Source organism: Legionella sp. km772 (assembly GCF_003989735.1).
Classification (GTDB): domain Bacteria; phylum Pseudomonadota; class Gammaproteobacteria; order Legionellales; family Legionellaceae; genus Legionella.
The window spans coordinates 1-9,233 of sequence record NZ_RZGQ01000113.1; the positions used below are offsets into that span (position 1 = coordinate 1).

A 9,233-nucleotide genomic window follows, 5' to 3' on the forward strand; every position below is an offset into this window, starting at 1 on the left:
TTCAATTAACTAAAAATCAGATGAAAAGGCAATCTATTAAGCGGCTCAGAAAAAATGCTGGATGGGATGATTCTATTTTAACCACTATCTTATCTCAAAATTTTTCATGAGGTGACCCTGTTTTCCTGGTATCATTAACTGTTTTTTCTCTGCAAAATAGGCGATACTTGCCCAAAAATTATTTTAATATTCTATGACTAAAATCAGGCCTTTTCTAAAATGGGCAGGTAGTAAATACAACTGCCTCCAGCACGTGATTGCCGCACTCCCTCCCGGCCAACGATTAATTGAGCCATTCTCAGGCTCCGGGGTAGTGTTTATGAATACTTCTTATCCCGCTTATTTAATGGCTGAATCCAATGTCGATTTAATTCAAATATTTAGCTTTTTACAACAAGAAGGCGAAGCATTTATTACTTATTGTGAAACTCATTTTAAACCGGAGACCAATTGTAAAACCCATTACTATGAAATGCGCTCATTGTTTAATAGCGTCACCTCTTCCTTAGAAAAATCAGCACTTTTTCTTTATTTAAACCGGCATGGTTACAATGGCTTATGCCGTTATAACTCCAAAGGTATTTATAATGTTCCCTTCGGTTTATATCTTAAACCTTATTTCCCACGGAAAGAAATGCAGTTTTTTTATGAAAAAAGTACTACTGCCGAGTTTCTTCATAATGATTTTAGAAAAACTTTTGCTTTAGCGGAAAAAGGTGATGTCATTTACTGTGACCCCCCCTACGTTCCTAGTGCCGAACATACTAAACCCTTGCCTTACACCCAACATAAATTTACTAATAATGAACAAATTGAATTAGCAGAACTGGCGCGAGAAACTGCAGCCAAAGGCATACCGGTGATTATTTCAAACCATGATACGGAATTTACGCGTAGATATTATCGCCAAGCAAGTATAAAAAGCTTTCCCGTATCACGCTTTATTAATTGCCAAGCCAATTTACGACGTCCCGTTAATGAGTTAATTGCAGTATTTAAAAAATAAGCAAGCAATGGCTGGCGTTTGACTCTCTCGCTGCGCTCAAACTCAAGCAAGCCAGAACAAAGTATGGCACCCCATCGCGGGTTTGTTTCGCTAAGATTCCTGTATTAGCTTAAACTAAATTGCCGAGCATTAACCCGACAATCCTCGATGAGAACCTCACTAGTTAACAGAATGATCTTTAATAAAGAAGGCTAAGATCATCACAAGCAATAAGGAAATAGGCAGGATAGATAAAGCGACCTGATAATCCACCACCGTATAAATATGCTCGCCACCTACAATACCACTATCGCCAAAGGTATCGAGTAATTTCCCTACTAATGGTTGAAAGATTACGCCCGCGAACGCCACAATCATATTCGTTGCTGCAAACACTGTTCCCGATAATTTGGCGCCGCTACATTCTTTAGCCATAATAAAGACAATAATTTCTGTGGCGGAAAACAAACCATATAAGAATAATAAAATGTTCAAGCTGAGATAAGACAAATTAGGGCAATAAAGTACCATGCTGATACAGATTAAAGATAAAAGGGCACCAATCACCAAAGGAAGTGTTCTCTTACCGGTATAATCTGAAATGTATCCAGCCAGTGGTGCGCCAATAGCCCATCCTAAAAATACAGCAGAAATTGTTTTTGCGGCCTCGACTTTGGTTAAGTGATGGGCCTGCTCCAAATAGGTTTTACCCCATAACTCACCAAATACCGATAAAGAAGTATATAAACAAGCACCCACAAAACCAATTAGCCATACTTCGGGCGATACTAATACTTTTATTACATTGCGAAAAAATTCCGGTAAGGGGTATTTATGAGGCTTATAGCCCTCAGGACCATCGCGAACAACCAATAAGGTGATAAGGCTTAATACTAGACCAATAAGGGCAATACTGGTTAGCACCTGTTCCCAACCAATAAGCTCTGACCACTCGGTAATTTTTACCTCGCCATAGACTAAACCTAACATTCCCAAAGTGGTAATTAGTCCTGCCACTAAAGAAAAATAGCGGCGTGGTAACCAATGTAAGGCCAGAGATAAGACACCGACAAAGGCAAAAGAAGAACCGAAACCGACTAAGAAACGACCACAACCCACTAAAAACATCGAGTAGGTTAAAGTAAACATCCAGGAGCCTAAGGTACAACAAAGACAAGCAAAAGTGAGCAGACGACGAGGACCGAAACGATCCATTAACATACCCACAGGCATTTGCATCGGTGAATAAGCAAAATAATATAAAGCGGATATTTGCCCGAAAGTAGTCGCAGAAATATGGCCTAATGCCGTGCTTAATTCAGTTTGTAAAGCACCAGGAATGATGCGTAAAACAAATTCGTAGCAATAGAAAAGACCGCCGACAAAGCAAATGAGCACACCAAGGCTCATTTGTTTCCTACTGATTGAACTATTTGTTAGCATGGGCATGGGTTTCTTTTAAGAAAAAAGTCAATATAGCAGCAATTAATATCCCTACTGGAATGATAGATAAAGCAAATTGATAATCATCCACGCTATATAACTTTTGTAAATTATTTACGGCACTTCCTGTTACCGCAGCACTAGGTAAATGGGTTGATAAACTAAAATCTAATAAACGACCCACTAAAGGTTGTAAAAACATAGCACCTAACATCACAATCATGTTAGTAACAGCCATCGCGGTACCAGCCGCCTCACCAGGACTTAACTCCCTACCTACAGCAAATACAATTGCTTGAGCACTATAGAGCAAGCCTAAAAAGAACATTAAGTATTGAATGGTAGCTTCATTTAAACCAGGCATATAAAGGATAACCATCATAATCACAGCCGCCCCCGCTGCCCCAATCAGCATTGGAAATTTACGACGCGCTAAGCGATCGGAAATATAACCCATTAATGGCGCACCCACGATAAAACCTAAGAACAGGAGGGAATTTGCTATACCAGCAGCGTGACTCGTCATCCCGTGGGCATGAATTAAATAGGGAATGCCCCATAGCTCGGCAAAAACGGTAGTCGGCAAATACACCAAACAACCATACATACCATTGACCCAAATCTGCTTATTACGCATGATTAAACCTAAATCTACCATGCCGTTTTTCATGGAAGAAACTGTACCGTGTTGGCGATGCTTTCCTTGTTTATCATGAATACCAAACCATAAAATAATGGTTAAACCAATCCCAAAAAAAGCAGTCATATTGAGGGTTTTAATCCAACCCATGTGCTCGATAAATAACTCCAAAAAATTATCGCCAAGCATTGCGCCGATGGGACCTAATGCAGAAGTCATGCCTGAGGCCATTGCTAGACGATTTTCGGGTAACCAAATCGTGGCCAACTTAAGAACGCCCACAAAGGCGAAGGCAGAACCAAAGCCAACTAAAAAACGACCTAAGGCAGCAATCCAATAAGTATTTGTACCGGTAAAAAGAAAAGTACCTACTACACAAATAAAACAGGCGATAGTCAAAAGTCTTTGTGGACCATAGCGATCTAAAAGCACGCCTACCGGTAATTGCATAGGAACATAGGCAAAGTAATAAATTGAGGAAAGAAAACCAAAACCAGTAGCTGATAAATCGAAATGCGTGCGTAAAGGATTCTCCATCACGCTAGGAGCTATCCGCAATAAATATTCATAGCTGTAAAAAACAGCGCCCAGGCCGCAAATAAGCCAACCAATTAGAGTAAAATGTTTACGATGTTCTATATCTAAATGCAAAATTATCTCTCCTTAACAGGCAAGTGTATTCCCTCTTATAAAAAGAGCAACGAGTACTACTTCTATTACTTATTCAGTTATAGCTTCTTGGCTAACACCACTAGCTATTGCAGCCTTTGCTACAGCAGCAGGAACCCTCTCTTTTAGACGAGGATCAATGGGTTTTGGTATAATATAGTCAGGACCAAACTCCCAATTTTTAACTCCTGGGTAATTATCCTTCACTACCTGGGGAACAGCTTCATGCACTAATTGACGAATCGCTTCAACAGCCGCAATCTGCATTTCTTGATTAATACATCGGGCTCGTACATCCAAAGCACCACGAAATATATAAGGAAAACATAACACATTATTGACCTGATTGGGATAGTCACTACGCCCCGTGGCAATTACAATGTCATCACGAACAGCTCGTGCATGCTCAGGCCTAATTTCCGGATCAGGATTAGATAAAGCAAAAATAATGGGTTTCGGTGCCATTAAGTTTAATAAATCGGCACTCAATAGGTCAGGCTTAGCAACGCCAATAAAGACATCGGCGCCGAATAATGCATCAGCGAGTGTACGGCATTCCGTAGTACGGGCAAAAGCAAATTTGTAAGGATTTAAATCAGTTCGTCCCGAATGAATGACTCCTTGAGTATCAAGAAGCAACATATTCTTTTTGTCAGCACCCATAGCAACTAAGAGACGCATAGATGCAATGCCGGCAGCGCCTGCACCAATACAAACAATTTTAGCTTCCGAGAGTTTTTTGCCTTGTAACTCCAGGGCATTTAATAAACCGGCAGCGACAACTATTGCAGTACCATGTTGGTCATCATGAAAAACAGGAATGTTTAATTGCTCAATAAGGGCTTGTTCGATTTCAAAGCATTCAGGTGCTTTAATGTCTTCTAGGTTAATTCCGCCAAAGGTAGGTGAAATACGCTTGGTGGTTGAAATAAAGGCTTGACAATCATCAGCATCAATTTCGATATCAAAAACATCAATACCTGCAAATTGCTTAAATAAAACCGCTTTACCTTCCATTACTGGTTTACTGGCCAAAGCCCCTACATCCCCTAAACCAAGAACAGCAGTACCATTACTAATAACAGCGACTAAATTTCCTTTATTCGTATAGCGATAAGCATCTTCTGGCTTTTGTTCGATAGCTAAAACGGGAACCGCTACCCCAGGAGTATAGGCTAATGATAAATCATCTTGTGAATTAGTGGGCTTAGTTACTTGCACACAAAGTTTACCTGGAGTTGGAAACTCATGATAGTCTAAGGCACGCTTTTTTAAAACTTCATCATCCACAACGATTTCTCTCTTAGTTCACGATCTAATAATGAATAAAAATAACCCAAATAAAAAATTTTTACCACTATTAAGTAAAAAGGCACAATAATCATGTGCCTTTGCTATAAATAAATTACTTAGTTCAAAAATTAATTTATTATTCTTTTGCTGTAGCTTGTGAACGTAGATTATAACGGTCACGGAATTTTTGAACGCGTCCGCCAGTATCTACTAATTTTTGTTTACCAGTATAAAATGGGTGACATTGTGAACATACTTCAATGGCTAAATCTTTAGCTAAAGTGGAACGCGTTTCAAACACTTCGCCACAGCTGCAAGTTACTTTAACCACTTCATAGGTAGGATGAATTTCTGCTTTCATAATACGACTCTCTTTAAATTTAGGAGTATCGCCACCTGGACCCAAACGCCAAGCACCATACTCATACACAAATGATGCAAAACAATAACAGAAAATATTTTACAAAGCAATTTATATTAACAAGTATCTTTATTTATAAGCTTAGCCATTCTTAAAACACTATGACAATTAAGGTGCTTTAATGGGCAGAACCGCCATTATTTTTATAAAGCTAACTCCACCCAAACAGGTGCATGATCGGAAGGCCGCTCTGCTTTCCGAGGCTCTTTATCGATTGAAGAATGCGTACACCGCTCATAAAGTTTTTGGTTTAATAAGACATGATCAATGCGTAAACCTCGATTTCGTCTGAAGCCTGCGGCGCGATAATCCCACCAACTAAAAAAACCCTCCTCCTGCGGGAAACGTCGAAAGCTATCATGTAAACCCAAGCCTAAAACCCCTTGAAAGGCTTCACGCTCAGCAGGACTAACTAACACCGAGCCCTCCCATTCTTTAGGATCATGCACATCTCGGTCTTCTGGTGCAATATTAAAGTCACCCACCACGGCCACTTGCTCATAACTCGCTAACTGATCCTTAATAAATACGCTTACTTTTTCCAGCCAATTTAATTTATAGTGGTACTTATCTGAATTGACTAAGGCGCCATTAGGAACATATAAATTAATCAAACGAATACCGGCAATAGTGCAAGCGAGGATGCGTCTTTGCGGATCAAGGAACTCAGGAACATCCGTAATTACTTCGGCGATGGGCTGGCGACTAATGACCGCCACACCGTTATAGGTTTTTTGTCCGGAATAAGCAATATGATAGCCCTTATCAAGAAAAACGGTGGCGGGAAAATTTTCATCAAGCAATTTGGTTTCTTGTAAAGCAAGGGCATCGATGCATGATGCGTCGAACCAGTCCAACACCTGTTCCAGGCGAATTTTCAAAGAATTAACATTCCAACTGGCTAATTTAAACACACCAATCTCCCTTGTATTCAATTAATAAAGGCGCATGATCCGAAAATCTTAGCTCACGAAAAATACGGGTATTCACCACATGTTCCATTAAGCCGGGCGTAATCACTTGATAATCAATTCTCCACCCCACATTATTGGTCCAAGCGGTGCGACTACGGTAAGACCACCACGTATATTGCTCCTCGTCTTGATTGTGTACCCTGAAGGCATCAATGAAACCCATTTCACCAAAAAGCTTATCCATCCAAGCACGCTCCTCAGGTAGAAAACCTGAGTTCTTTTGATTGCCACGCCAGTTTTTTAAATCAATTTGCTTATGGGCAATATTATAATCACCACAAATAATTAACTCACGGCCTTCTTTTTTTAAATTTATTAAATGCTGTTCAAAACGCTCCAAAAAAGCATATTTCACGGTTTGGCGTTCATCACCACTAGTACCTGAGGGGAGATATAAGGAAATAACGCTTAATTTCGGATAATCGAATTGAATATATCGTCCTTCATTATCACAGTAATCATAACCAATCCCTTTCACTACCCGCATAGGTTTTTGGCGCGCATAAATCGCCACTCCACTGTAGCCTTTTTTTTGGGCATCAAAATAATCACAAAAATAGTTGGTAGGATAATAGAGTTCTTGCGGTAAAAGTTGCTCAATCTGGGCTTTGGTTTCTTGCAAACAAACAAAATCTGCATCTTGCTCTACAAGCCACTCATAAAAACCACTCCGTGCGGAGGAGCGGATACCATTTGCATTAAAACTAATAATTTTCATTATTTACTCAGTCCTTTTGCTACACGAGCAATACGCTCCCCTAAATGTTTGGCCAACGTTATTTCATCACTACTTAGGTCCTGGTTATTATCAATTCCCGCAACATGCGTGGCCCCATAAGGAGTGCCTCCTGTGAGGGTATTATTTAAAGCAGGTTCGGTATACGGTAAGCCTAAAAGAAGCATCCCATGATGCAACAAGGGGATCATCATCGAAACTAAGGTAGTTTCTTGCCCGCCATGCATGGTTGAGGAGGAAGAAAAAACAGCGGCGGGTTTGTCTGCTAAGTCCCCTGCTAACCACAAGGCGGATGTGTTATCTAAAAAATACTTCAAAGGGGCGGCCATGTTGCCAAATCGGGTAGGACTCCCTAAAGCAAGGCCTGAACAATGTCGTAAATCGTCTAATTGAACATAGGGCGCACCCGCATCGGGGATAGGTTTGTCGATTGCCTCACACGTAGCGGAGACTGGGGGCACAGTACGTATGCGTGCTTGCATTCCCTCTATTCGCTCGATACCTCGAGCGATATATTGCGCTAACTTCGCAGTCGAACCGGTACGGGAATAATATAATACAAGGATATAAGGCTCTGTCATAAGGGACTCAAACAATAAGGGTGGCGCTATTTTCCTATTCATTATTTAAAATAGCAATTAGGCATTTTTTAATTTTCTCTAAATTTACGAATAGCTAATCATTCTCTATTATTAATAGATAAGGATAACAAGAATATTGAGATCTTCATGCGCTGGAAAGAGCTAATAATCAATAAATACTATGCCTGTGATCGCTTTATTCGTTTCGTATTGAAACATTTCGTGCAAGATGATTGTCCATATATTGCATCAGCTTTGGCGTTTACCAGCCTCCTGGCTGTTGTACCATTGATGATCGTGAGTTTATCGATATTTACTACTTTTCCAATCTTTAAAGATTTTTCCCAACCACTGCAAAATTTTATCTTTACCAATTTTATTCCCACGACTGGAGCAATAGTACAAGGCTATTTACAACAGTTTACCTCGCAAGTATCTAAATTACCCGTATGGGGAATTCTTATTTTATTAGTTACCGCCTTCTTAATGCTGTTTACCATTGAACGAGCAATGAATAAAATTTGGCGGGTGAGCTCGGGACGCCATGGCGTATCTGCTTTCTTATTATATTGGGCCATTTTAACCTTAGCACCCATTTTGATTGGTCTGAGTATTGCAATTAGCTCCTACTTATTTTCTACTCCACTTTTATTGGATAACCCCTTACTTTCTCTGGTTATTTACTACTCGCCCTTCTTTCTCTCTTTATTAGGCTTCATTTTTTTATATACCATAGTACCTAATTGTCCGGTAAAAATTCGCCATGCTTTTTGCGGTAGTTTAGTAGCTACTATTTTATTTGAAACAGCCAAAGAAGGGTTTGCTTATTTCTTAACCCGCTATAATGTTTATGAGTTAATATATGGTGCTTTTGCTATTTTACCCCTCTTCTTTATTTGGGTATATTGGGTTTGGGTTATTACGCTTTTGGGAGCAGAAATTAGTTATGCTTTTTCGGTGCACCACCAAAGGCGAAGCGGCCCAGCTTTAGATGGTTTTTCCCATAGCTTGCTCTGGTTATATGAACTATGGCAGGCCCAACAAAGAGCGAAGGGTTTAACCCTTAATGAATTAATTGATGCCAGTCATCAGCCCTTTGCGGTTGATGCCGATGAAATGATCAATACCCTCATTGACTCCGAACTGATTCATTGTACTGCGGATGGTCATTACATGTTAAATAGGGAACTTAAGCAAATCAGTTTATACGAACTCTCGCAAATGTTACCTTATCGTTTACCTAGCCACATTGATCTGGAATACCTAGCCCCCCCCTTAGAAGAGCAATGGAGCATCGCTTTTAGAAGAGCGGATGAAGAATTACAAAAAATTTTCTCTATTAATTTAGAAACCCTGTTTAAAATCTAAGCTAATTAACTCATGTTACGCACGGTCAATTTTAAGCTGCCATATTTTTAAGCTCCTGCCAAGCAATCTGGTTCGCTCTAAGAATCAATTTGTACTTAATAGCAAAGTGATTTAAATGAGTTT

Annotated in this window: 9 protein-coding genes; 2 read left to right on the forward strand and 7 right to left on the reverse strand. The window is 39.8% G+C overall.

Annotation, left to right across the window (positions count from 1 at the left end):
- Positions 1 to 193: 193 nt before the first annotated feature.
- Positions 194 to 1,006, forward strand: coding sequence for a Dam family site-specific DNA-(adenine-N6)-methyltransferase (locus ELY15_RS10995; protein ID WP_127099952.1), 813 nt, complete (start codon positions 194 to 196; stop codon positions 1,004 to 1,006).
- A gap of 159 nt (positions 1,007 to 1,165) precedes the next feature.
- Here the strand turns inward: ELY15_RS10995 and ELY15_RS11000 are convergent, their stop codons facing one another.
- The 7 genes from ELY15_RS11000 to wrbA form a co-directional block, all read right to left on the reverse strand.
- Positions 1,166 to 2,428 (reverse strand): MFS transporter, encoded by a 1,263-nt coding sequence (locus ELY15_RS11000; protein ID WP_127099964.1) that lies wholly within the window; start codon positions 2,426 to 2,428, stop codon positions 1,166 to 1,168.
- Positions 2,415 to 3,719, reverse strand: coding sequence for an MFS transporter (locus ELY15_RS11005; protein ID WP_127099954.1), 1,305 nt, complete (start codon positions 3,717 to 3,719; stop codon positions 2,415 to 2,417). Before ELY15_RS11005 ends, ELY15_RS11000 begins: the two co-directional genes overlap by 14 nt.
- A gap of 69 nt (positions 3,720 to 3,788) precedes the next feature.
- Positions 3,789 to 5,027 (reverse strand): malic enzyme-like NAD(P)-binding protein, encoded by a 1,239-nt coding sequence (locus tag ELY15_RS11010; protein ID WP_127099956.1) that lies wholly within the window; start codon positions 5,025 to 5,027, stop codon positions 3,789 to 3,791.
- Between the two features lie 139 nt (positions 5,028 to 5,166).
- The gene (gene rpmE / locus ELY15_RS11015) at positions 5,167 to 5,391 is read right to left on the reverse strand and encodes a 50S ribosomal protein L31 (RefSeq protein ID WP_127099966.1); all 225 of its coding nucleotides are present in this window, start codon (positions 5,389 to 5,391) and stop codon (positions 5,167 to 5,169) included.
- Between the two features lie 203 nt (positions 5,392 to 5,594).
- Positions 5,595 to 6,365, reverse strand: a complete 771-nt coding sequence (gene xth / locus ELY15_RS11020; RefSeq protein ID WP_127099958.1) for an exodeoxyribonuclease III — start codon at positions 6,363 to 6,365, stop codon at positions 5,595 to 5,597.
- Positions 6,358 to 7,143 (reverse strand): exodeoxyribonuclease III, encoded by a 786-nt coding sequence (locus ELY15_RS11025; protein ID WP_127099960.1) that lies wholly within the window; start codon positions 7,141 to 7,143, stop codon positions 6,358 to 6,360. The genes xth and ELY15_RS11025 overlap by 8 nt, the downstream gene beginning before the upstream one ends.
- Entirely contained in the window at positions 7,143 to 7,742 is a 600-nt protein-coding gene (wrbA, locus tag ELY15_RS11030) for an NAD(P)H:quinone oxidoreductase (protein WP_127099968.1), read from the reverse strand. Before wrbA ends, ELY15_RS11025 begins: the two co-directional genes overlap by 1 nt.
- Before the next feature lie 147 nt (positions 7,743 to 7,889).
- Here wrbA and ELY15_RS11035 point away from each other — a divergent pair, with 147 nt between their 5' ends.
- On the forward strand, positions 7,890 to 9,110 hold the full coding sequence (locus ELY15_RS11035; protein ID WP_127099962.1) for a YihY family inner membrane protein: 1,221 nt from the start codon (positions 7,890 to 7,892) through the stop codon (positions 9,108 to 9,110).
- Positions 9,111 to 9,233 lie beyond the last annotated feature (123 nt).

Bases quoted from the DNA above. Each gene is read 5' to 3' on its own strand.
- ELY15_RS10995 (WP_127099952.1), top strand. From the start codon at position 194: ATGACTAAAATCAGGCCTTTTCTAAAATGGGCAGGTAGTAAATACAAC.
- ELY15_RS11000 (WP_127099964.1), bottom strand. From the start codon at position 2,428: ATGCTAACAAATAGTTCAATCAGTAGGAAACAAATGAGCCTTGGTGTG.
- rpmE (WP_127099966.1), bottom strand. From the start codon at position 5,391: ATGAAAGCAGAAATTCATCCTACCTATGAAGTGGTTAAAGTAACTTGC.
- ELY15_RS11025 (WP_127099960.1), bottom strand. From the start codon at position 7,143: ATGAAAATTATTAGTTTTAATGCAAATGGTATCCGCTCCTCCGCACGG.
- wrbA (WP_127099968.1), bottom strand. From the start codon at position 7,742: ATGACAGAGCCTTATATCCTTGTATTATATTATTCCCGTACCGGTTCG.
- ELY15_RS11035 (WP_127099962.1), top strand. From the start codon at position 7,890: ATGCGCTGGAAAGAGCTAATAATCAATAAATACTATGCCTGTGATCGC.